Below are 20,706 nucleotides of genomic sequence, written 5' to 3' on the forward strand. Positions count from 1 at the left end.
TCTGATCGGCTTAAGTGTCTGATTTTACTCAGGAATAATGGTCGGGACGGAGTGATTCGAACACTCGACCCCTAGCACCCCATGCTAGTGCGCTACCGGACTGCGCTACGCCCCGACTAGGCGTGTTACTGGGTTCGCTTCGCAACGAAGCGATCAGGAATATACCGCAAGCTTTTGAAATGTGGAAGTATTTTAAAAGCCGGAATTACTTCTTCAAAACCACCAGCACATCTTCGAGTTCGGAGATCATCTGGCGGATCATTTGCTTGTATTGGGTGGTGTCGTCTTTGGCTTCATCACCGGACATACGCTGGCGCGCGCCGCTGATGGTGAACCCCTGGTCGTACAGCAACGCACGGATCTGTCGGATCATCAGCACATCCTGGCGCTGATAATACCGACGGTTCCCGGTGCGTTTGACGGGGTTGAGTTGAGGAAACTCCTGCTCCCAATAGCGCAGCACGTGCGGCTTTACCGCACAAAGCTCGCTGACTTCACCAATGGTGAAGTAGCGTTTGCCTGGGATGACGGGCAGTTCGTCGTTATGACTTGGTTCCAGCATAAGCCTCAACTCGGGCCTTCAACTTCTGCCCTGGACGAAAGGTGACCACACGGCGAGCCGTGATCGGGATTTCTTCTCCCGTTTTTGGATTGCGGCCAGGCCGCTGGCGTTTGTCCCGCAGGTCAAAATTGCCGAAACCGGACAATTTGACCTGTTCGTTGTCTTCAAGTGCGTGCCTGATTTCTTCAAAGAACAGCTCGACCAATTCCTTGGCCTCGCGCTTGTTCAGGCCCAGCTCTTCATACAGACGTTCCGCCATCTCAGCTTTCGTCAAAGCCCCCATACGTCACTTCCTTAACGTGGCGTTCAACCTTTGTTCGAGCGAGGTGAGGATATTTTGCGTCGTCGTATTCACCTCATCGTCATTAAGAGTGCGCGATGGATGCTGCCAGGTCAAGCCAACTGCAAGGCTTTTTCTATGCGGATCAATGCCTTTACCCTGATAAACGTCAAATAGCCTGAGGTCTGTCAGCCATTCCCCTGCATTTTCACGGATTACGTCCAGAACAGCACTGGCCGCAACACCTTGATCGGCAATCAGCGCCAGATCACGTCGTACTTCAGGGAAACGCGACAACTCGCTGAATTTAGGCATTTTGCCCGAGGCCACTTCAGCCAAGACTAGCTCAAAAACGAAGACTGGACGGTCCAGCCCCAAGGTTTTCGACAGTTCCGGGTGAATCGCGCCAACGAAGCCCACCAGGCGACCTTCACGTTCGATACGTGCGGTCTGGCCCGGGTGCAACGCCGGGTGTTTGCCAGGGGTGAAAGTGAAGGCATCCAGCGCACCGGCAAAGCCCAGCACCGCTTCCACATCGGCCTTGACGTCGAAGAAGTCGACGGTGTCACGGCCCTGTGCCCAGCCTTCAGGCAAGCGGCTGCCGCAAACCACGCCAGCCAGCATCGGCTCTTGTTTCAGGCCATCCAGCTGACCGACAAAACGCAGCCCGCTTTCGAACATCCGCACGCGGTCTTGCTGACGGTTCAGGTTGTGGGAAAGCGCCTTAACCAGACCCGGCCACAGCGACGAGCGCATGGCGGCCATGTCGTTGGAGATCGGGTTAGCCAGCAACAGCGGCTCGACACCCGGGTTGAACAGTTCGAATTGCTTTGGATCGATGAAGCTGTAGGTCACCGCTTCCTGATAACCACGGGCAACCAGCAGGCGACGCAGTTCCGGCAGGTGTGCACGGGCTTCGGCTTTCGGCTGCGGCGCCAGGCGCGCTTGCGGGTAACGAACCGGCAGGCGGTTGTAGCCGTACAGGCGGGCCAGTTCTTCGATCAGGTCGACTTCCAGGCTGATATCGAAGCGATGGCTTGGCACTTCTACGTGCCACTGCCCTGCTTCACCGGCCGAGATGCCGAGGCCGAGTGCCGACAGCAGGCGCTCGATTTCAACCGGCTCGATCACCAGGCCGAGCATTTGCTCAACGGCCTTGGCGCGCAGGATGATCGGTGCAACCGACGGCAGGTGCTGTTCGCTGACGGTTTCGATGATCGGGCCGGCTTCGCCGCCAGTGGTTTCCAGCAGCAGCCCAGTGGCGCGCTCCATGGCTTCACGGGCCAGCTGCCAGTCCACGCCACGCTCGTAGCGGTGCGAGGCGTCGGTGTGCAGGCCGTAGGAACGGGCCTTGCCAGCGATGGCGATCTGATCGAAGAAAGCGCTTTCGAGAAAGATGTCGCGAGTGGTTGCGGACACGCCACTGTGCTCACCCCCCATCACGCCGGCAATCGCCAGGGCGCGGGAATGGTCAGCGATCACCAGGGTGTCGGCACGCAGGCTGACTTCCTGGCCGTCGAGCAGTACCAGCTTCTCGCCTTCCTCGGCCATGCGCACGCGGATGCCGCCGTTGATTTCGGCGAGATCGAAGGCGTGCAGCGGTTGGCCCAGTTCCAGCATCACGTAGTTGGTGATGTCGACGGCAGCGTCGATGCTGCGCACTTCGGAACGGCGCAGGCGCTCAACCATCCACAGTGGGGTTGGCTTGGACAGGTCGACGTTACGGATCACGCGACCCAGGTAACGTGGGCAGGCATTGGGGGCGAGCACTTCGATCGAACGCACTTCGTCGTGCACGGCAGGTACCGCTGCAACCACCGGGCGGGCCACGTTCGCGGCGTACAGTGCGCCGACTTCACGCGCCAGGCCCGCCAGCGACAGGCAGTCGCCACGGTTCGGGGTCAGGTCGACCTCGATGCTGGCGTCTTCCAGTTCCAGGTAGACACGGATGTCCTGGCCCACTGGCGCATCGGACGGCAGTTCCATCAGGCCATCGTTGCCTTCACCGACCTGCAGTTCCGCCTGGGAGCACAGCATGCCGTTGGACTCAACGCCACGCAGCTTGGCCTTCTTGATCTTGAAGTCGCCTGGCAGCTCGGCACCGATCATGGCGAACGGAATTTTCAGGCCCGGGCGCACGTTTGGCGCTCCGCACACGACCTGGAAGGTTTCCGCGCCGTTGCTGACCTGGCACACACGCAACTTGTCAGCGTCCGGGTGTTGCTCGGTGCTCAGCACCTCGCCCACTACCACGCCACTGAAAACACCGGCGGCCGGCGTAACGCTATCGACCTCAAGGCCGGCCATCGACAGACGAGCAACCAGCTCGTCGCGACTTACCTGCGGGCTTACCCAGCCACGCAGCCATTGTTCACTGAATTTCATCCTGCTCTCCTAAAGATCCGTTACGACTAGCGAAATTGCGCGAGGAACCGCAAGTCGTTGTCGAAGAACAGACGCAAGTCGTTCACGCCGTAACGCAGCATGGCCAGACGCTCAACGCCCATGCCGAAGGCAAAGCCCGAGAATTCTTCCGGGTCGATCCCGGACATGCGCAGCACGTTGGGGTGAACCATGCCGCAACCCATCACTTCCAGCCAGCCGGTCTGTTTGCAGACGCGGCAGCCTTTACCGCTGCACATCACGCATTCCATATCGACTTCAGCGGATGGCTCGGTGAACGGGAAGAATGAAGGACGGAAACGTACCGCCAGCTCCTTCTCGAAGAACACCCGCAGGAACTCTTCGATGGTGCCTTTGAGGTCGGCGAAGTTGATGTCGCGATCAACCAGCAGGCCTTCGACCTGGTGGAACATCGGCGAGTGGGTGATATCGGAGTCGCTGCGATACACACGGCCTGGGCAGACGATGCGGATCGGCGGCTTCTGCGATTCCATGGTGCGGACCTGTACCGGCGAGGTATGGGTGCGCAGCAGCATGTTCGCGTTGAAATAGAAGGTGTCATGCATCGACCGGGCCGGGTGGTGGCCTGGGATGTTGAGCGCCTCGAAGTTGTGATAGTCGTCTTCGACCTCAGGGCCTTCGGCAATGCCGTAGCCGATGTGGGTGAAGAACTGCTCGATACGTTCCAGAGTCCGGGTAATCGGATGCAGGCCGCCCGAGGTCTGGCCACGGCCAGGCAGGGTCACGTCAATGGATTCGGCGGCGAGCTTGGCCGCAAGATCGGCCTCCTCGAGCGACGCCTTGCGCGCATTGAGAACCTCTGTAACACGCTCCTTGGCCACGTTGATCAGCGCACCGACTTGCGGACGCTCTTCAGCCGGCAAATTCCCCAGGGTCTTCATCACCTGAGTCAATTCACCCTTTTTGCCAAGGTAGTGAACCCGGATTTGCTCCAGGGCATTGATATCTTCTGCGCTTTGCACAGCCTCTAGTGCTTGAGAGACCAGCGCATCCAGGTTTTCCATGTACAGACTCCAGATACAAAATAGGGGAAGAGCTTGAAGGCTCTTCCCCTATTTAAGACGTTTAACACCGTGGGCCGCGGAAGCGACCCAGGGTGACTGTCGGGGGTACTTAAGCCAAGGTGGCTTTAGCTTTCTCGACAATCGCAGCAAACGCCGCTTTTTCGTTCACTGCCAGATCAGCCAGAACCTTACGGTCGATCTCGATGGACGCTTTTTTCAGGCCAGCGATGAAACGGCTGTAGGACAGACCGTTAACACGTGCACCAGCGTTGATACGAGCGATCCACAGAGCGCGGAACTGACGTTTTTTCTGACGACGGTCACGGTAGGCGTATTGGCCAGCCTTGATAACCGCTTGCTTGGCAACACGGAATACGCGTGAACGCGCGCCGTAGTAGCCTTTAGCAAGTTTCAGAATTTTCTTGTGGCGCTTACGCGCCATGACGCCACGCTTTACACGAGCCATGAGTTACTTCCTCTATTCTTGACTAAAATTAACGAAGGCGCAGCATGCGCTCGACTTTTGCCACGTCAGACGGATGCAGCAAGCTGCTACCGCGCAGTTGACGCTTACGCTTGGTCGACATTTTAGTCAGGATGTGGCTCTTGAAAGCGTGCTTGTGCTTGATACCGTTAGCAGTTTTCAGAAACCGCTTAGCAGCACCACTTTTAGTTTTCATCTTTGGCATGTTCGGTACTCCGCATTCAGTTGATAAACATAATCAGAAGGCCTGCCGTGCCCTATTGATTACTTCTTCTTTTTCGGGGCGATGACCATAATAAGCTGGCGTCCTTCCATCTTAGGATGCTGTTCGACCGAACCGTACTCGAGCAGGTCAGCTTCAACCCGCTTGAGGAGTTCCATCCCCAGCTCCTGGTGGGCCATCTCACGGCCGCGGAATCGCAAGGATACCTTGGCCCTGTCCCCATCACTCAGGAAACGTACCAGGTTGCGCAGTTTTACCTGGTAATCCCCTTCCTCCGTCCCTGGACGAAACTTGATTTCTTTTACTTGAATCTGCTTCTGGTTCTTCTTCGCCGCGGCAATCTGCTTCTTCTTCTCGAAGATCGACTTGCCGTAGTCCATCACCCGGCAAACGGGTGGGATTGCGTCGGCGGAGATTTCCACCAGGTCCAATTTGGACTCTTCAGCAATACGAAGCGCTTCATCAATCGAGACGATGCCAATCTGCTCGCCGTCAGCGCCAATTAACCGAACCTCGCGTGCCGAGATATTCTCGTTGATCGGGGCTTTCGGTGCAGCTCGTTTATCTTGTCTCATTTCACGCTTAATAATAATTACTCCGAATCTGGGCGACCACGCCGGGAAACCGCTTGCGCGAGGAACTCAGCGAACTGGGCGACGGGCATCGAGCCCAGGTCAGCACCTTCACGAGTACGCACAGCGACAGTCTGCATCTCGACTTCCCGATCTCCGATAACCAAAAGATAGGGAACCTTGAGCAAAGTATGCTCGCGGATTTTAAAGCCGATCTTTTCATTTCTCAAGTCGGACTTGGCACGAAATCCGCTTTCATTGAGAGTTTTTTCAACTTCAGCGGCAAAATCTGCCTGTTTATCAGTGATATTCATGATCACTGCCTGGGTCGGAGCCAGCCACGCAGGGAATGCACCCTCGTAGTGCTCGATCAGGATCCCGACGAACCGTTCGAACGAGCCGAGGATCGCCCGGTGCAGCATAACCGGGTGCTTACGGCTGTTGTCTTCGGAGACGTATTCGGCTCCCAGACGGATCGGCAGGTTAAAATCGAGCTGCAGGGTACCACACTGCCAGACGCGACCAAGGCAATCTTTCAGCGAGAACTCGATCTTCGGACCGTAGAACGCGCCCTCGCCCGGCTGCAAGTCGTATGCAAGCCCCGCACTGTCCAGCGCTGCGGCCAGTGCAGCTTCGGCGCGATCCCACAGTTCGTCGGAACCGACGCGTTTTTCCGGACGAGTGGACAGCTTCATCTCGACTTCGGTGAAACCGAAATCGCGGTACACGTCCATGGTCAGCTTGATGAACGCAGCGGATTCGGCCTGCATCTGCTCTTCGGTGCAGAAGATGTGGGCGTCATCCTGAGTGAAGCCGCGCACGCGCATGATGCCGTGCAGTGCACCCGATGGCTCGTTACGGTGGCAGGCACCGAACTCGGCCAGGCGCATCGGCAACTCGCGGTAGCTCTTCAGGCCCTGGTTGAACACCTGTACGTGGCACGGGCAGTTCATCGGCTTGATGGCGTAGTCGCGGTTTTCCGACTGGGTGGTGAACATGTTGTCGGCGTAGTTGGCCCAGTGCCCGGATTTCTCCCACAGGCTGCGGTCGACGACTTGCGGCGTCTTGATCTCCAGGTAGCCGTTGTCGCGCTGAACCTTGCGCATGTACTGCTCGAGCACCTGGTACAGGGTCCAGCCGTTCGGGTGCCAGAACACCATGCCCGGCGCTTCTTCCTGGAGGTGGAACAGGTTCAGGCGCTTGCCGATCTTGCGATGGTCGCGTTTTTCGGCTTCTTCGATGCGCTGGATGTAGGCCGCCAGCTGCTTCTTGTCAGCCCAGGCAGTGCCGTAGATCCGCTGCAGTTGTTCGTTCTTCGCGTCACCGCGCCAGTAGGCACCGGACAGCTTGGTCAGCTTGAACGACTTGAGGAAGCGTGTGTTCGGCACATGCGGGCCACGGCACATGTCGACATATTCTTCGTGGTAATACAGGCCCATGGCCTGCTCGTCCGGCATGTCTTCCACCAGGCGCAGCTTGTAGTCTTCGCCGCGGGCGGTGAACACGTCGATCACTTCGGCACGCGGAGTGACTTTCTTGATGACGTCGTAATCTTTTTCGATCAGCGCGTGCATGCGCTGTTCGATAGCCGCCAGGTCGTCCGGGGTGAAAGGACGCTCGTAGGCGATGTCGTAATAGAAGCCTTCGTCGATGACCGGGCCGATGACCATCTTCGCGGTTGGGTACAGCTGTTTGACCGCATGGCCAATCAGGTGCGCGCAAGAGTGGCGAATGATCTCCAGCCCCTCTTGATCCTTGGGCGTGATGATTTGCAGGCTGGCATCGCCGGTGATCAGGTCGCTGGCGTCAACCAGCTTGCCGTCGACCTTGCCGGCCACGGTGGCCTTGGCCAGGCCGGCACCAATGGATGCGGCGACCTCGGCTACGGAAACCGAATGATCGAATGAACGTTGACTGCCGTCGGGAAGAGTAATAGTTGGCATGGCGCCTCCTCTCCTAGTGGTGACCCCTACCAAAGGTCACGTGGGTTGGGATGAGCCAGTACAAGATCCAATACCAGGCCGTTCAGTGATGAACGCCTGCCTTACAGCGGCAGGAGCCTTTCGGCCAACCGATAATCGAACCAGAGTGACTGGAGTTAAACAAAAAAGACCTTGGCAAGGCGGCATAGGGCGCGCCGGAAAATAGCCAAGCGAAAGATGCTAGCACAGATGAACGGTCATGGCGCCGAAGCCGCTTCAGGAAACGAAAATTCCCGGCTTTTAAGGGCAAAAGTGAACTTGAACTGTACGGCAACCCTCAAACACACCGAGAATCGCCGTTCGTCCACGACTCCAGGAGCATTTGATTATGCGTTTTACCTCGACTTTCGCCCTTGCTGCATCCCTGACCCTCATGTCCCTGGGTGCGCACGCCGCAGCCCCGTCGAACTGGCCTGCCGGTGCGCGGGACAGCTTCATCAAGGATTGCAGCGCAGCCGCCCAGCAAAGTGTTGATGCCAAAACCGCCAAAGACCACTGTGAATGTGGCGCGGACAAAATCAATGCCGAATTGAGCAGTGCCGAAATCAAGGAACTCATGACCAACCAGAACGCAGATCCCGCGCTCAAGACCAAAGCTGTGACGGCTATTTCGTCCTGCAAAGTCGTGAAGAAAAAGTAATTTTTACACCCTGCCAGACCGGCTGAAGGACCAGAAATCGCCATGAAAACTGCCATTTCTCACAAATTACGCAGCTTTTACGGCTTTTTTTAACAGCTGATATTTCGCCTGAAAGCCCCGTAGATCGGGGCTTTCAGCCAGCCAAGGCATGAAACACAACGCGATTGATTAGCAAACAATGCCTTGGGGGGGCTCCCAAGCCGAACATTTCGACTATGATAGCTCGGTGTGCCCAGTTGGCCTGAGCAGCACAGCACTACTGAAAATATATGTTTCTTGGAGATACACCATGTCTAATCGCCAAACCGGCACCGTTAAATGGTTCAACGATGAAAAAGGCTTCGGCTTCATCACTCCTCAAGGTGGCGGTGACGACCTGTTCGTACACTTCAAAGCTATCGAAAGCGACGGTTTCAAAAGCCTGAAAGAAGGCCAAACCGTTTCCTTCGTGGCTGAGAAAGGCCAAAAGGGTATGCAAGCTGCACAGGTTCGCCCAGAGTAATTCTGCGCCGAACTAAAAAAACCCCGTCCATGTGACGGGGTTTTTTATGGCCTGGAGAAAAGCGCTGGAGCAATCAGCCGCAATTGACCCGATTGATCACAAGGTTGTCATCGGTATTGAGGTTCAGGCGATCGGAGCGGTATTCCAGCGTGACCATGTCATCTGGCTTGAGAATGCGTGCGTTCTGCGCTCCGGCGCGGCTACGGGCCTGTTCCAGCAATTGTGGCGAAGCTTTCTGGCCGATTGCGAACTCGGCAGCCTTCGCCTCACAGCGGCTATGACCAGCATCGGTCACGGCAGTGTCTTTGGCTGGCTCAGAGGTACCCGGGGTGCTGCAACCCGACAAGGCGAGCGCAGCCAACAAAGTACCGAATGATGCGAGCTTCCAAGGCATGAAGCCTCCTTTGAGAAAAAATGGACAGAGATCGTGCGACCGTGGTTTGGCCGATTGGTTTCAGAATTGTCACAATTGGCTGTGGGCCAGTCTGCCTGAGTCGACACCGGGCGCTGGCGAATCAATCGTCACCAGATATGAACGCACTCAGTAGATGTCGATGTAATCAAACGGCGGCGTTGGCCAGTTCTGCTTGAGCGCGTTGAAAATCTGCATCACCCACACCTCGTCGCTGGCTGCGACGTTGCCGACATAACCCGAACCCGCCGCCCAGGTCTCCAGGCGGAACAGAAGGCCGTCGATATCGACGCCACCCACCACGCCCGAAGAAATGTAGGCAATGCCGGCATTGGTAACGCGCAATTGGGTGTGAACGTTGTCACTGGCGGACGCAAGCAGCTGCCGCACAGCGTCCAGCGTCAGGTTGACGGGGTTGTTCAAGTCGATCTGCACGCGGTTTGCCCTGGCAATTAAACAGGCGGACAGTGTCGCACAGCCCTCCCCTCATGCCTAAGTAGCAGTGCCAAACACGGCGCAAAATGGTTAACTCCACACGCAGAACGCACTAACCGCCTTTCAGCCTCGCGAGACACCCATGACCATCGTCACGATCCACGCCGACATCAAAGCCAAGTGGCCCCAAGGGCAAAGCTCCTATAGCCCGGGCAGCCCGGAGGAGTTGGCAATCATCGGTATCGACCTGCTGGTCAAGGAACTGGGCACACAGGCCGCGCAGGCATTCATCGGCCAGGTATTCGAGAAATACCCGGCCGATCACATGGGGGCGCCAGACCCCGAGCGCGAATAAGACCCGGCCGACGAACGTCGACCGGCAGGCTGTTTACTTCAGGCGACCAAGGCGTTCGGTCAGCAGATCGAAGAAGCCCTGGGCATCGCCATTTTCAACCCAGAACGCGTTCTTCGGTTGTTTCAGGCCATCGTACCAGTCGACGATGGTCTGGCCGAAGGTCGGGCCTTCACGGCTGTCCACCACCACGTTGACCTCACGGCCGCTGAACAGCGCAGGCTTGAGCAGGTAGGCAATGACGGTAGCGTCATGCACCGGGCCGCCCGGGATGCCGTAGTGCTCCATATCGCCCTTGACGTATTCATTGAGAATATCGCCCACCACCTTGCTCGCGTTGTTGTTCAGCGCAGCGATTTGCTTCAGGCGTGCGTCGCTGGTCAGGACCTTGTGGGTCACGTCCAACGGCAGGTAGGTCAGCTTGACGCCGCTCTTGAGCACGATCTCGGCCGCGATCGGGTCGGCGAACAGGTTGAACTCGGCCACCGGCGTGATATTGCCGCCGTTGAAGTGCGCGCCGCCCATCACCACCACTTCCTTGATGCCTTGAGTGATCTCCGGCGCCTGGGTCAATGCCAGCGCCAGGTTGGTCTGCGGACCGAGCATGGCGATGGTGATGCTGTGGGGCTTGGCGGTGCTGAGGGTCTTGATCAGGTAATCAACGGCATTGCCTTCGGCCAGGCCTTTTTTCGGCTCATGCACGGTGACGCCGGAGATACCTTCCTTGCCATGGATGTTTTCAGCGTAGATCGGCGTGCGCAGCATCGGTTTCGGTGCACCGGCATATACCGGGATGTCCTCGCGCCCTGCCCATTCGCGGGCCAGGCGTGCGTTGCGGGAGGTCTTGTCAAGGCGCACGTTACCGGCAACGGTGGTCAGCGCGCGGATCTGCAGTTCATCGGGCGAAGCCATGGCGAACAGCAAGGCAACCACGTCGTCGGCACCGGGATCGGTGTCGATGATCAGGTCGATTTTTTCCGCCGCGTGGGCGCTTGCAGCAGTTAGCACGGACAAAAGCAGCACACTCCGGAACAGGTGTCGCAGGGTTTGGGTACCACGTTGCATGACGCACTCCTTGTCGTTGGGGAATTCTAGAACGTTACGCCGGAAACCAGCGCGATATTGCAGTAGGGCTGGCACTCGCCGGTGCGCACCACCGCCCTCGCCTTGCGGCTGAGCTGCTTGAACTCTTCATGGCTGACCAGGCGGCGCTCGCCGAGGGCGGCCTGTTCGGTCAGGGTATTGAGATCCGCCAGGGCCGGCGGTTGCTTGAGCAGGATTTCTTCCGCGAGCACGTGGCTTTCCACCTGCATCTCGCTGAGGACGATGCGCAAGGTACTGACGAAATCCGGAATGCCTTTGGTCAGCGCCAGGTCGATCAGCTCGACACCCGGCGGCACCGGCAAGCCGGCATCACCGATCACCAGAATGTCGCCATGGCCAAGGGACGCGATCACCCGCGACAGCGCGATATTGAGCAAGGGAGTCTTTTTCATGAGGGCACAAAACCTTGGACGTCATGCAATGTGGGAATAGAGGGTTGCGCACCCGCGCGGGTCACGGACAGCGCGGCGGCTACCTGGCCGAAACGAATGGCCTCGGCCTCGCTCCTGCCGTTGGCCAGCGCGGCTGCGAAACCGCCGACGAAGGTGTCACCGGCAGCCGTGGTATCGACCGCCTTGACCTTGGGCGCGACCAGGTGCTCGAAGCCTTGGCCATCGGCAAACAACGCGCCTTCGGAGCCGAGGGTAATGATCACTTTGCCAGCACCGGCCTTGATCAGGCGTGTGGCGGCGGCCTTGGCGCTGTCCAGCGAGTCGACCACCACACCGCTCAAGGCCGAGGCTTCGCTTTCATTGGGAATCAGGTAGTCGATGGCGGCGTACCAATCCTCGGGCAGCGGACCACTGGCCGGCGCCGGGTTCAGGATCACCGTCTTGCCCAGCTCGCGACCGCGCTTGAGGGCATGGCCGACAGTCTCCATCGGCGTTTCCAGCTGGCAGACAATCACGTCGGCAGCCTGCAGCACACTGTCAAATGCCTGTAATTTGGCTGGGGTCAGCTCGCCATTGCTACCGGCGACAATAACGATCGCATTCTGGCTGCTGTCATCCACCACGATCAGCGCCACGCCGCTGGAACCGTCGACGGTGCTGACGGCCTGGCAATCAATGCCCTCCACCAGCAACGCGTCGCGCAATTGCGCGCCATAGGCATCGGTGCCCACGCAGCCGACCATGGCGACCTCAGCCCCGAGGCGCGCCGAAGCGACCGCCTGGTTCGCGCCCTTGCCGCCGGGAACGGTGGAAAACGATTGGCCGATCAGAGTTTCACCGGCGCGGGGCAGCCGACTGGCCCGGGTGACCAGGTCCATGTTCAGGCTGCCTATTACCACTACTTTTGCTGGCATACATCAGTACTCATCAATTCGGTTCAGCGGTATTGGGCAAACACACCGGCCAACGGCGCCGTCGACTCGCGCAGGACAATACTCGGCGTCACGATGCGCTGATCGATCGGCAATTGGGGTGTCGCAATTCGTCGCAGTAAAAGCTCGGCCGCCATCTCTCCCAACTGCAGGATCGACTGGCCCACGGTGGTCAGCGCCGGGTACACGTACTGGCTCATCTGGATATCATCAAACCCGATCACCGACAGCTCACCGGGCACCCGGATATTACGTTCGGCAGCGGCGCGCAAGACGCCGAAGCCAATCATGTCGTTGCCGGCAAAAATCGCGCTGGGGGGATTATCCGCCAGAAATTGCGCCGCGGCCGCGTAACCACCGGTACTGGTGAAATCACTTTCCAGCACACGGCCGGCCGGCACTTCGAGCCCCGCCTCGGCCAAGGCGCGGTAGTAACCCGCCATCCGCATTTGCGCCACGCGGGTGTGACTCGGGCCACCAATGCAGGCAATGTCGCGATGACCCAGATCGAGCAAGTGCCGGGTCGCCAGGTAAGCGCCCTGTTCATGGTCGATGCGCACCAGGTCGACATCGATCCCGTCCAATGCACGGTCGACGATGACCATCGGCGTGCGCACCGCCTTGAGGCCTGTCGCCAGGCCGCTGTCGTCGCCGCCCACCGAGGTCACGATCAAGCCGTCGATGCGTTTTTCCAGCAGCACCCTCAGGTAGCTGCGCTGCTTTTCGGCATTATCGTCGGAGTTGCAGAGGATCACGCAATAGCCGTTACGCTCGCAGTAATCCTCGATGCCCCGGGCCAGTTCCGCAAAATACGGGTTGAGGCTGTTGGGCACCAACAGGCCGATGGTGGCTGTGGTCTTGGCCTTCAGCGAGCGCGCGACCGCACTGGGTACATAGTCGAGCTGCTTGATGGCCGCCTCGACCTTGATCCGTACCGGCTCGCTGACCGGGCGCGTCTTGTTCACCACATGAGACACCGTGGTGTAGGAAATCCCCGCCAGCGCGGCCACATCCTTGATCGTTGCCATGGCTCAGGCTCGCCGACTGGCGCGCTGGCTGCGGTAAGTATCGAGCACCACCGCGATCACGATCACGGCACCGGTGATGATACGTTTGGTCGGCTCGGTGGCGCCAATCTGCGCCAGCCCTGCCGCCAGTACCGAGATGATCAGCACGCCGAAGAAGGTACTGATGACCGAGCCACGCCCGCCCATCAGGCTGGTACCACCGATCACTACCGCAGCGATCACTTGCAGCTCCAGGCCGGAACCGGCGTTGGGATCGGCCGCTTCCAGGCGCGAAATCTGGAACAGCGCCGCCACACCCGCCAGCAGGCCCATCAGGCTGAACACCAGGATCTTGTAGGGCTTGGGATTGATACCCGCCAGGCGCACGGCCTCTTCGTTGGTGCCAATGCCGATCAGGTAGCGACCGAACACGGTACGGGTCAGCACCAGCTGCGCGGCGATGATCACCAGCAACGCGATGATGAACGAAGGTGAAATGCCGAAGGCCACCGGGTTGGACAGCCAGGCAAACGAATCACCGATGTATGCGGTACGCGAGCCGGTCATCTGGTACGCCACGCCGCGCGCCATTTCCAGCACGCCGAGGGACACGATGAATGACGGGATCCGCCAGGCCACTGTGATCGAACCGGTAATGGTCCCGGCCAACGCGGCGCAGCCCATGCCCAGCACGGCTGCCGGCAACACACTCCAGCCCCAGCCGAGAATCGCCACACTGACGGCCGATGCGGCCAGGGCCAGCACGGAGCCTACCGACAGGTCGATGCCGCCGATGATCAGCACGAAGGTCATGCCGACTGCCAACACCATCAGGTCGGGAATCTGGTTGGCCAGGGTGCTGAAGGTGTCGTACGAGAGGAAGTGGTCGCTCAGGAACGAGAACAGCGCAATCATCGCCAGCAAGGCGCCGGCCAGGCCCAGGTAGGTGCCCAGGCCATAGAAGTTGCCGCCACGTTTTGCGGGGGAGGAAGTGGTTTTCATGGGGTATTCCTAGGCGCTGCGTCGTTGAGCAGCGCATCACGTTTCTGATAGCCGGCAAAAGCAGCGGCAAGCAATTCGTCCTGGGTCCAGCTGTCGCGCTCGAAGGTCTCGATCAGGCGCCCGGCGGAAAGTACGCCGATGCGGTCGCAGATCAGCATCAACTCACGCAGGTCGCTGGACACCACCACCAGCGCCTTGCCCTGGCGGGTCAGGTCGCCGAGCAACGCATAGATATCGAATTTGGCGCCGACGTCGATGCCTCGGGTCGGTTCATCGAACAGCATCACCGCGCAATCGCGCTCCAGCCAGCGGCCAATCACCACCTTCTGCTGGTTGCCACCCGACAGCTCGGACACCAGCTGCGCTGGACTGGAACTGCGGATACGCATGGCGTCGACCTGGCGCTTGGCCAAGGCCGTTTCGTCACGACTGTTCACCAGGCCACCGCTGGACACCTTCGGCATGTTGCCCAAGGCAATGTTGGCGCCGATGGATTGGGTCAGCAGCAGGCCTTCGCCCTTGCGGTCTTCGGTGATCAGGGCGATGCCATGGCCAACCGCGTCGACGGGCGAGCGAATGCTGACGACTTGCGCCGGTGTGCCCAGGGCCACGGTGCCGCTGTCGGCCAGGTCGGCGCCGAAGATCAGGCGCAGCAACTCCGTACGGCCCGCACCGATCAGGCCGGAGATGCCGTAGATTTCGCCGGCACGCACTTCAAACGACACGTCGCGGACCTTGTCCGAGCGGGTCAGGCCTTTTACCGTCAACAGCGGCGCGCCGATGGTGCGCGGGCCCAGGTCGATTTTCTCGCCCAGTTCGCGGCCCACCATCAGCGTGACCAGTTGCTCACTGTTGTAGTTGGCCATCGGCTCGACACACACCAGCTTGCCGTCACGCAGCACCGCAATGCGCTGGGCAACCCGGGCCAGTTCTTCGAGCCGGTGGGAAATATAGATAATCGCCACGCCCCGGGCCTGCAGGCGGGTAATTTGTTCAAACAGCATCTCGACTTCACGGGCGGTCAGCATCGCCGTGGGTTCGTCGAGGATCAGTACGTGGCAATCGCCGATCAGGTTGCGGGCAATTTCGACCATCTGTTGGTGGCCGATGCCGAGGCTGCCGACCAGGGTGTCCGGGTCGATAGCGTCCAGGCCGACCTGGGCCATGGCTTCAATGGCGGCCTTGCGCAGTTGCTTGCGGCTGATCCAGCCACCGTGGCTGGGCAGGTTATCGAGGAACAGGTTTTCAGCGACCGTCAGGGTTGGCAGCAGGTTAAGCTCCTGCATGACCATGCGGATGCCCTGCTCTTCAGCCTGGGTCCGACTGCCTGGCGTGTAGGCCTGGCCATTGAACTGCATCTGGCCGTCGGTCGGGGTGACCAGCCCGCCGATGATTTTCGACAGGGTGCTTTTCCCCGCGCCATTCTCACCGGTAAGCGCCAACACTTCCCCACGATTGAGCGTCAGGGTGATGTCGGACAGAACCGGTTGGGCATAGGTCTTGCCGATACCGCTGACCGAGAGGACAGCGTTCGGTGCGGAAGATGACATAGGAACGTCTCCAGGCGTCCGCTCGGGTGAGCGGACGCTGTTTTGTGCTGCCGGGGAATTACTTCTTGAGGATGAGTTCGACCGGGGTTTCGATCATGCCATCCACGGCATCGACTTTTTCACCCTTGACCAGCTTCAGAGCGTTCTGGATACCGAAAACGGCTTGCTGGGCAGCAGCCTGGTCGGCGGTGGCCAGGACACGGCCGTCCTGCAGCATCGGCTTGATGGCCTCGATGTTGTCGTAGCCTACGACCAGCACCTTGCCAGCCTTGCCGGCGCCACGTACGGCGGATACTGCGCCCAGTGCCATGTTGTCGTTACCGGCCAGCAGCGCCTTGATGTTCGGGTTTGCCTGGAGCATGGCAGCGGCAATCGCGTTGCCCTTGTCGATTTCCCACTCACCGGATTGGGTGGAGACGATCTTCATGCCGGCGGCATCCATCGCGTCCTTGAAGCCAGCGGTACGCTGCTGGGCGTTGGTGGTGGTGGACACACCTTCGATGATGCCAACCTGGTCACCCTTGGTGAGGTGCTTGGCCAGTTCTTCACCGACCAGGCGCGCGCCCTTGCGGTTGTCTGGACCTACGAACGGGATATCAAGGTTTTTGCTTTTCAGCACATCCACATCAAGACGGTTGTCGATGTTGACGATCTTGATGCCTTTGTCGGAGGCCTTTTTCAGCACGGTGACCAGGGCTTTCGAGTCGGCGGGAGCAATGACGATCGCGTCAACCTTCGACAGGATCATCTGATTGACGATATCGATCTGCGCACTGGTATCGGTTTCGTTCTTGATCCCGTTGGTGATCATGTCGAAGTCGGCGGCGTGGGCTTTCTGGTATTCCTTGGCACCGTCTTGCATGGTGACGAAGAATTCGTTGGCGAGGGATTTCATCACCAGGCCGACCTTGGGTTTGGCGGCGGTCTCGGCAGCAAATGCAGAGGAAAGAGGCAGGGCAGCGGATGCGGCAGCAAGCACAGCGACAGCAAGAAGACGTCCAGCAAATGGCAGCTTCATGGGTTCACTCCGATCTTATGATTATTGTGAGCAACGCTTGCACCGAAGAACGCTTCGGCAGCCAACCCACCCGGGCGGCTGATACGAGCTTTCACGACACTCGAGGAGCACCCCGTGAAACATCTCGCAAACGTTTGCGTTAGGTCAAACTATGAGAAGCTTGTCGAGATTTGTCAACGGGAGAAAACAGCCTTTTGTTGAATCCGCTTTACGCCCTGCCCTCGAAGCCATCCGGTACCCCCTTTAAACATCCGCGTTGCTGGATCGTTCTCTGAAACGACAGGTCGCGGCGTGCCTCCTGCGTTTAAAACCAAACTTTTCCGTCATCCTTTTCGGACAACCGAACACCCGCGCACCGCTTTGTTCGGAAAGCCGGACAGAAGACCAAGCCATTTACTTACAAATCAAACAAATATAGATATAAATCAATAGGTTAAATTCTATTGCCAAACAAAATCCCGCTGGTACAAATCCTGCTCTTACTCAGCACCTCGTGGCGTTCAGAACCGCCCGGGTGTTTCTAGATGAACCTGCATCAGCACTCATCAAAACTAGAGAGAAGAATAATGAAATCTGCGTTGAAAACTTTCGTACCGGGCGCGTTAGCCCTCCTGCTGTTGTTCCCCGTTGCCGCTCAGGCAAAAGAAGCTGAAACCCAGCAAAAACTGTCCAACGTGGTGATCCTTGCCACCGGCGGCACCATCGCCGGCGCCGGCGCCAGCGCGGCCAACAGTGCGACCTACCAGGCCGCCAAGGTCGGCATCGAACAATTGATCGCCGGTGTTCCTGAGCTTAGCCAGATCGCCAATGTCCGCGGCGAACAAGTATTGCAAATTGCCTCCGAAAGCATCACCAACGAAAACCTCCTGCAACTGGGTCGTCGTGTCGCCGAACTGGCCGACAGCAAGGACGTCGACGGCATCGTGATCACCCACGGTACCGACACCCTGGAAGAGACTGCCTACTTCCTCAACCTGGTGGAAAAGACCGACAAGCCAATCGTCGTGGTCGGCTCGATGCGCCCAGGCACCGCCATGTCGGCTGATGGCATGCTCAACCTGTACAACGCCGTTGCCGTCGCCGGCAGCAAGGACGCCCGCGGCAAAGGCGTACTGGTGACCATGAACGACGAGATCCAGTCGGGTCGCGACGTCAGCAAGATGATCAACATCAAGACTGAAGCGTTCAAGAGCCCATGGGGCCCGCTGGGCATGGTGGTAGAAGGCAAATCCTACTGGTTCCGCCTGCCAGCCAAGCGTCACACCATGAACTCGGAATTCGACATCAAGACCATCAAAAGCCTGCCGGACGTCGAAATCGCCTATTCCTATGGCAACGTAAGCGACACCGCCTACAAGGCCCTGGCCCAGGCCGGCGCGAAAGCCATCATCCATGCCGGTACCGGCAATGGTTCGGTGTCGTCCAAGGTGGTGCCTGCCCTGCAGGAACTGCGCAAGCAAGGCGTACAGATCATTCGCTCTTCCCACGTGAATGCCGGTGGTTTCGTTCTGCGTAACGCCGAACAACCAGACGACAAATACGACTGGGTAGTTGCCCATGACCTGAACCCGCAGAAAGCCCGCATCCTGGCCATGGTCGCCCTGACCAAGACCCAGGACAGCAAGGAACTGCAACGGATGTTCTGGGAATATTGATCGCTCCCGGGCCCGGCCGGCAACGGTTGGGCCATCCCGCTCGTGGCGTACCGCGAGCGGGTCTGATTTCCCCCGCTTTATCCCCCGCGCAAAAAAAACCTTTGAAAAACAAAGCGTTCCTACACCAAATCGGCAAAACCAATGTCAGAAGAAATTCTTGAATTTTAAGCAGTTGCGAAATTGCCCACAGTTAAATACTGTATGCACGTACAGCCTAATAAGGAATACTCCGTGGCAAAGCCTTCTTCCGCAGCACCCGCAGCGCCTGACGCCTATCAACGCCTGGCCGTTCGCGTGCAAAAAATCATCAATTCCACCAACGCCCAGAAGAACAAGGCGGCGTTGATCTTCCGTTTGCCGGAGGAACCGGAAGACGAGTGGGCACGACTACTGGAGGAGATCGCAGAAAACGACAACGTCACCCTCGCCTATCGCGATGACGGCGGCGTGCAGATTTTCTGGGTTGTGCCGAAGGAAGATTGAGTCAATGAGTGTCCGTTTTATCAGTCTGTTGTGTGTGTTTTTTGCTGTTACCGCTCAAGCCCAAGCCCCCAAGACATTCAGCGAAGCCAAGAAAATCGCCTGGAAACTGTATGAACCGCAATCCACGGAGTTCTATTGCGGCTGCAAATACAACGGCAACCGGGTAGACCTGAAAGCCTGCGGCTATATCCCGCGCAAAAACGCCAACCGGGCGGCACGTATTGAATGGGAACACATTGTTCCGGCCTGGCAGATCGGCCATCAGCGCCAGTGCTGGCAGGATGGCGGGCGCAAGAACTGCACCCGCAAGGACGCGGTCTACAAGCGGGCCGAAGCCGACCTGCACAACCTGGTGCCGAGCATCGGCGAGGTGAATGGCGACCGAAACAATTTCAGTTTTGGCTGGCTGCCGGTACAAAGCGGCCAATATGGATCATGCCTGACCCAGGTGGACTTCAAGGCCAAGAAGGTCATGCCCCGCCCTTCCATTCGCGGCATGATCGCCCGAACCTATTTCTATATGAGCAAGCAGTATGGCCTGCGCCTGTCGAAACAGGATCGCCAGCTGTATGAAGCCTGGAACAAGACCTACCCGGTACAGCCCTGGGAACGCCAGCGCAATCAAACCGTGGCGTGCGTGATGGGGCGCGGCAATGAATTTGTCGGCCCGGTGAACTTGAAAGCCTGCGGCTGAACGAAAAAAGCGGGAGCGCCATGGCCTCCCGCTTGTCGACTCTTTACTGCGCAACCTTGTGTTCGATGACCTCGGACACCGTGTCATTCTTCTTCGCAGTGGCCAGTTTCTCGGTCAACTGCGCTTGTTTCGCCTCGGCCTCGGCCTTGGTGCTGAATGGGCCCAGCAGCACCTGGTCCTTACCGTCTTCCTTCGCCAGATAGAAACTGAAACCGTGTTCCAGCAACCACGCGGTCAGGTCAGTCATCGCCTGCAGCTTGTGATCCGGCGGCCCCACCCATACATCCCATTCTTGAGAGGCGATCGCGCCGACCGCAGGTTGCGCCTGGGCGGGCGCCTCGGCAACGGCAGGCCTGGCCTTGGGGGCGTCGACACTTTTACCTTCACCGCAACCGGCCAATGCCAACACCGCAATTGCCATCGCTACTTTACGCACTACCCTGCTCCTTAGAGGATCAAAGAGGCGACTTTATCATTCACTGTCTATTCTGGCCGTCATAAACGTTGGCTTAAACAATGCGAATGATGTATCGCAGACCTGTATGATGGCGGCATGGGAATTAATGCCGCCTCTATGCGTCCTAAAAGAGGCAGCCACAGGGAAGCGCTTCGCAGTAAGCTACACACATCCGACATCTGCCCTGTCTGAAACATGTGTCCTTCAAAGCAATCAAGGAGAAGTCCATGCTGATACTCACCCGCAAAGTCGGTGAAAGCATAAACATCGGTGATGACATCACGATCACCATCCTGGGCGTTAGCGGCCAGCAAGTAAGAATCGGCATCAATGCTCCAAAGGACGTTGCCGTGCATCGCGAGGAGATCTACCAACGTATCCAGGCGGGCCTGACGGCTCCGGATAAAAACCAGACACCTTGAAGCGCCTCCAGTAGCCAGCCCTTTCGTTCACTGTAACGGCTGGCGAAAACCTCTTTCAGCCTGCTCGCGGCTTCCCGCGGCCAGCGCGCCCTATTCCCTTGTTCCAGCGTCAGGCCAG

General features: G+C 58.6%; 25 protein-coding genes and 1 tRNA gene. 7 read left to right on the top strand and 19 right to left on the bottom strand.

Annotated features, from left to right (window positions below; translation table 11 throughout):
• Positions 1-38 precede the first annotated feature (38 nt).
• The 9 genes from HYE77_RS20125 to thrS form a co-directional block, all read right to left on the bottom strand.
• Positions 39-115, bottom strand: a tRNA-Pro gene (locus HYE77_RS20125).
• A gap of 90 nt (positions 116-205) precedes the next feature.
• Positions 206-562: a MerR family transcriptional regulator gene (locus tag HYE77_RS20130; RefSeq protein WP_003219935.1), complete on the bottom strand. Its 357-nt coding sequence runs from the start codon at positions 560-562 to the stop codon at positions 206-208.
• Positions 543-845, bottom strand: a complete 303-nt coding sequence (gene ihfA / locus HYE77_RS20135) for an integration host factor subunit alpha (protein ID WP_002553164.1) — start codon at positions 843-845, stop codon at positions 543-545. The genes HYE77_RS20130 and ihfA overlap by 20 nt, the downstream gene beginning before the upstream one ends.
• A gap of 3 nt (positions 846-848) precedes the next feature.
• Complete coding sequence (gene pheT / locus HYE77_RS20140) at positions 849-3,227, bottom strand: phenylalanine--tRNA ligase subunit beta (RefSeq protein ID WP_177069219.1); 2,379 nt, start codon at positions 3,225-3,227, stop codon at positions 849-851.
• Between the two features lie 26 nt (positions 3,228-3,253).
• On the bottom strand, positions 3,254-4,270 hold the full coding sequence (gene pheS, locus HYE77_RS20145) for a phenylalanine--tRNA ligase subunit alpha (RefSeq protein ID WP_003219939.1): 1,017 nt from the start codon (positions 4,268-4,270) through the stop codon (positions 3,254-3,256).
• 109 nt (positions 4,271-4,379) lie between these two features.
• On the bottom strand, positions 4,380-4,736 hold the full coding sequence (gene rplT / locus HYE77_RS20150; protein WP_003219940.1) for a 50S ribosomal protein L20: 357 nt from the start codon (positions 4,734-4,736) through the stop codon (positions 4,380-4,382).
• A 28-nt stretch (positions 4,737-4,764) separates the two neighbouring features.
• On the bottom strand, positions 4,765-4,959 hold the full coding sequence (gene rpmI / locus HYE77_RS20155) for a 50S ribosomal protein L35 (RefSeq protein WP_002553160.1): 195 nt from the start codon (positions 4,957-4,959) through the stop codon (positions 4,765-4,767).
• A 59-nt stretch (positions 4,960-5,018) separates the two neighbouring features.
• The gene (infC, locus tag HYE77_RS20160) at positions 5,019-5,570 is read right to left on the bottom strand and encodes a translation initiation factor IF-3 (protein WP_169875357.1); all 552 of its coding nucleotides are present in this window, start codon (positions 5,568-5,570) and stop codon (positions 5,019-5,021) included.
• Positions 5,570-7,492, bottom strand: coding sequence for a threonine--tRNA ligase (gene thrS / locus HYE77_RS20165; RefSeq protein WP_003219944.1), 1,923 nt, complete (start codon positions 7,490-7,492; stop codon positions 5,570-5,572). Before thrS ends, infC begins: the two co-directional genes overlap by 1 nt.
• 364 nt (positions 7,493-7,856) lie before the next feature.
• On the opposite strand from thrS, the gene HYE77_RS20170 reads away from it, so the two are divergent.
• Positions 7,857-8,171: a hypothetical protein gene (locus HYE77_RS20170; protein WP_080673250.1), complete on the top strand. Its 315-nt coding sequence runs from the start codon at positions 7,857-7,859 to the stop codon at positions 8,169-8,171.
• A 289-nt stretch (positions 8,172-8,460) separates the two neighbouring features.
• Positions 8,461-8,673, top strand: a complete 213-nt coding sequence (locus tag HYE77_RS20175) for a cold-shock protein (RefSeq protein WP_003179963.1) — start codon at positions 8,461-8,463, stop codon at positions 8,671-8,673.
• 73 nt (positions 8,674-8,746) lie between these two features.
• Here HYE77_RS20175 and HYE77_RS20180 read toward each other — a convergent pair whose 3' ends face one another.
• Both HYE77_RS20180 and HYE77_RS20185 read right to left on the bottom strand, forming a co-directional pair.
• Positions 8,747-9,067, bottom strand: coding sequence for an I78 family peptidase inhibitor (locus HYE77_RS20180; RefSeq protein ID WP_008438688.1), 321 nt, complete (start codon positions 9,065-9,067; stop codon positions 8,747-8,749).
• 147 nt (positions 9,068-9,214) lie between these two features.
• A complete protein-coding gene (locus tag HYE77_RS20185) occupies positions 9,215-9,520 on the bottom strand; it encodes a hypothetical protein (RefSeq protein ID WP_102368537.1) in 306 nt (101 codons plus the stop codon).
• 142 nt (positions 9,521-9,662) lie between these two features.
• On the opposite strand from HYE77_RS20185, the gene HYE77_RS20190 reads away from it, so the two are divergent.
• Positions 9,663-9,875, top strand: coding sequence for a hypothetical protein (locus tag HYE77_RS20190; protein WP_076014608.1), 213 nt, complete (start codon positions 9,663-9,665; stop codon positions 9,873-9,875).
• Positions 9,876-9,908: 33 nt separating this feature from the next.
• Here the strand turns inward: HYE77_RS20190 and HYE77_RS20195 are convergent, their stop codons facing one another.
• Genes HYE77_RS20195 through HYE77_RS20225 form a run of 7 tightly spaced genes read right to left on the bottom strand, consistent with a single transcriptional unit; the run spans position 9,909 to position 16,877 of the window.
• Complete coding sequence (locus HYE77_RS20195; protein WP_003219953.1) at positions 9,909-10,937, bottom strand: nucleoside hydrolase; 1,029 nt, start codon at positions 10,935-10,937, stop codon at positions 9,909-9,911.
• Between the two features lie 26 nt (positions 10,938-10,963).
• Positions 10,964-11,368 (bottom strand): D-ribose pyranase, encoded by a 405-nt coding sequence (gene rbsD / locus HYE77_RS20200; RefSeq protein ID WP_008438690.1) that lies wholly within the window; start codon positions 11,366-11,368, stop codon positions 10,964-10,966.
• Positions 11,365-12,282 (bottom strand): ribokinase, encoded by a 918-nt coding sequence (gene rbsK / locus HYE77_RS20205; protein ID WP_008438691.1) that lies wholly within the window; start codon positions 12,280-12,282, stop codon positions 11,365-11,367. Before rbsK ends, rbsD begins: the two co-directional genes overlap by 4 nt.
• A 23-nt stretch (positions 12,283-12,305) precedes the next feature.
• Positions 12,306-13,328, bottom strand: coding sequence for a LacI family DNA-binding transcriptional regulator (locus tag HYE77_RS20210; protein ID WP_177069220.1), 1,023 nt, complete (start codon positions 13,326-13,328; stop codon positions 12,306-12,308).
• A gap of 3 nt (positions 13,329-13,331) precedes the next feature.
• The gene (locus tag HYE77_RS20215) at positions 13,332-14,309 is read right to left on the bottom strand and encodes an ABC transporter permease (RefSeq protein WP_003219960.1); all 978 of its coding nucleotides are present in this window, start codon (positions 14,307-14,309) and stop codon (positions 13,332-13,334) included.
• The gene (locus tag HYE77_RS20220) at positions 14,306-15,859 is read right to left on the bottom strand and encodes a sugar ABC transporter ATP-binding protein (RefSeq protein ID WP_008438693.1); all 1,554 of its coding nucleotides are present in this window, start codon (positions 15,857-15,859) and stop codon (positions 14,306-14,308) included. Before HYE77_RS20220 ends, HYE77_RS20215 begins: the two co-directional genes overlap by 4 nt.
• A 58-nt stretch (positions 15,860-15,917) precedes the next feature.
• Positions 15,918-16,877: a sugar ABC transporter substrate-binding protein gene (locus tag HYE77_RS20225; RefSeq protein WP_003219963.1), complete on the bottom strand. Its 960-nt coding sequence runs from the start codon at positions 16,875-16,877 to the stop codon at positions 15,918-15,920.
• A gap of 566 nt (positions 16,878-17,443) precedes the next feature.
• On the opposite strand from HYE77_RS20225, the gene HYE77_RS20230 reads away from it, so the two are divergent.
• From HYE77_RS20230 to HYE77_RS20240, 3 genes are all read left to right on the top strand, one after another.
• Positions 17,444-18,532, top strand: coding sequence for an asparaginase (locus tag HYE77_RS20230; RefSeq protein WP_003219965.1), 1,089 nt, complete (start codon positions 17,444-17,446; stop codon positions 18,530-18,532).
• 231 nt (positions 18,533-18,763) lie between these two features.
• Positions 18,764-19,015, top strand: coding sequence for a DUF1654 domain-containing protein (locus HYE77_RS20235; protein ID WP_008438695.1), 252 nt, complete (start codon positions 18,764-18,766; stop codon positions 19,013-19,015).
• A 4-nt stretch (positions 19,016-19,019) separates the two neighbouring features.
• On the top strand, positions 19,020-19,709 hold the full coding sequence (locus HYE77_RS20240; RefSeq protein ID WP_177069221.1) for an endonuclease: 690 nt from the start codon (positions 19,020-19,022) through the stop codon (positions 19,707-19,709).
• Positions 19,710-19,752: 43 nt separating this feature from the next.
• Here HYE77_RS20240 and HYE77_RS20245 read toward each other — a convergent pair whose 3' ends face one another.
• Positions 19,753-20,130: a hypothetical protein gene (locus tag HYE77_RS20245; protein WP_032899812.1), complete on the bottom strand. Its 378-nt coding sequence runs from the start codon at positions 20,128-20,130 to the stop codon at positions 19,753-19,755.
• A 263-nt stretch (positions 20,131-20,393) separates the two neighbouring features.
• Between HYE77_RS20245 and csrA the strand changes: the two genes are divergently transcribed.
• Complete coding sequence (gene csrA, locus HYE77_RS20250; RefSeq protein WP_003192511.1) at positions 20,394-20,588, top strand: carbon storage regulator CsrA; 195 nt, start codon at positions 20,394-20,396, stop codon at positions 20,586-20,588.
• Positions 20,589-20,706 lie beyond the last annotated feature (118 nt).

It is taken from the genome of Pseudomonas sp. IPO3774, from assembly GCF_013386835.1.
Taxonomy (GTDB): Bacteria; Pseudomonadota; Gammaproteobacteria; order Pseudomonadales; family Pseudomonadaceae; genus Aquipseudomonas.

Bases quoted from the DNA above. Each gene is read 5' to 3' on its own strand.
- rplT (WP_003219940.1), bottom strand. From the start codon at position 4,736: ATGGCTCGTGTAAAGCGTGGCGTCATGGCGCGTAAGCGCCACAAGAAA.
- rbsD (WP_008438690.1), bottom strand. From the start codon at position 11,368: ATGAAAAAGACTCCCTTGCTCAATATCGCGCTGTCGCGGGTGATCGCG.
- HYE77_RS20210 (WP_177069220.1), bottom strand. From the start codon at position 13,328: ATGGCAACGATCAAGGATGTGGCCGCGCTGGCGGGGATTTCCTACACC.
- HYE77_RS20230 (WP_003219965.1), top strand. From the start codon at position 17,444: ATGAAATCTGCGTTGAAAACTTTCGTACCGGGCGCGTTAGCCCTCCTG.
- HYE77_RS20175 (WP_003179963.1), top strand. From the start codon at position 8,461: ATGTCTAATCGCCAAACCGGCACCGTTAAATGGTTCAACGATGAAAAA.
- pheT (WP_177069219.1), bottom strand. From the start codon at position 3,227: ATGAAATTCAGTGAACAATGGCTGCGTGGCTGGGTAAGCCCGCAGGTA.
- HYE77_RS20225 (WP_003219963.1), bottom strand. From the start codon at position 16,877: ATGAAGCTGCCATTTGCTGGACGTCTTCTTGCTGTCGCTGTGCTTGCT.
- rpmI (WP_002553160.1), bottom strand. From the start codon at position 4,959: ATGCCAAAGATGAAAACTAAAAGTGGTGCTGCTAAGCGGTTTCTGAAA.
- HYE77_RS20195 (WP_003219953.1), bottom strand. From the start codon at position 10,937: ATGCAACGTGGTACCCAAACCCTGCGACACCTGTTCCGGAGTGTGCTG.
- HYE77_RS20180 (WP_008438688.1), bottom strand. From the start codon at position 9,067: ATGCCTTGGAAGCTCGCATCATTCGGTACTTTGTTGGCTGCGCTCGCC.
- ihfA (WP_002553164.1), bottom strand. From the start codon at position 845: ATGGGGGCTTTGACGAAAGCTGAGATGGCGGAACGTCTGTATGAAGAG.
- HYE77_RS20220 (WP_008438693.1), bottom strand. From the start codon at position 15,859: ATGTCATCTTCCGCACCGAACGCTGTCCTCTCGGTCAGCGGTATCGGC.
- HYE77_RS20240 (WP_177069221.1), top strand. From the start codon at position 19,020: ATGAGTGTCCGTTTTATCAGTCTGTTGTGTGTGTTTTTTGCTGTTACC.
- HYE77_RS20245 (WP_032899812.1), bottom strand. From the start codon at position 20,130: ATGGCAATTGCGGTGTTGGCATTGGCCGGTTGCGGTGAAGGTAAAAGT.
- thrS (WP_003219944.1), bottom strand. From the start codon at position 7,492: ATGCCAACTATTACTCTTCCCGACGGCAGTCAACGTTCATTCGATCAT.
- HYE77_RS20190 (WP_076014608.1), top strand. From the start codon at position 9,663: ATGACCATCGTCACGATCCACGCCGACATCAAAGCCAAGTGGCCCCAA.
- pheS (WP_003219939.1), bottom strand. From the start codon at position 4,270: ATGGAAAACCTGGATGCGCTGGTCTCTCAAGCACTAGAGGCTGTGCAA.
- csrA (WP_003192511.1), top strand. From the start codon at position 20,394: ATGCTGATACTCACCCGCAAAGTCGGTGAAAGCATAAACATCGGTGAT.
- HYE77_RS20130 (WP_003219935.1), bottom strand. From the start codon at position 562: ATGCTGGAACCAAGTCATAACGACGAACTGCCCGTCATCCCAGGCAAA.
- HYE77_RS20215 (WP_003219960.1), bottom strand. From the start codon at position 14,309: ATGAAAACCACTTCCTCCCCCGCAAAACGTGGCGGCAACTTCTATGGC.
- rbsK (WP_008438691.1), bottom strand. From the start codon at position 12,282: ATGCCAGCAAAAGTAGTGGTAATAGGCAGCCTGAACATGGACCTGGTC.